General features: G+C 52.3%; 1 protein-coding gene. It reads left to right on the top strand.

All coding sequences use genetic code 11. From position 1 onward, the window contains the following. Nucleotides 1-327 (top strand): hypothetical protein (locus tag F0L46_RS27920; protein ID WP_149822433.1); only part of this gene is annotated, 327 nt, incomplete at both ends.

Genomic DNA, 327 nt, shown 5'->3' with positions numbered 1-327 from the left:
CACACGTGCCGCGTGGAGTTTTGCCTCGCAGCACGATGGTTGCGACTACAGAAAAGAAGGCTGCGGCTACCGACAAGAAGGCTGCGGCCGAGAAGAAGCCCGTCAAAGGGAAGGAAGACAGTAAGAAGCTGCCTGCTGTACCAGAGTCAGTGCTCAAGCATCGTAAGAGGAGAGAGGCTCTTCGCACTAGGAGATTACAGGTTACGCTAAAGAGGCGTTCTTCTGCCATCAAGAAGAAGAGGGAAATCTTCAAGAGGGCTGAACAGTACGTCAAGGAATACCGCATCAAGGAACGTGATGAAATCAGACTAGCCAGACAAGCACGCA

Origin of the sequence: Salinarimonas soli, assembly GCF_008386575.1 — a bacterium.
Lineage (GTDB): Bacteria > Pseudomonadota > Alphaproteobacteria > Rhizobiales > Beijerinckiaceae > Salinarimonas_A > Salinarimonas_A soli.
This window is presented reverse-complemented; position numbering and strand designations above follow the sequence as displayed.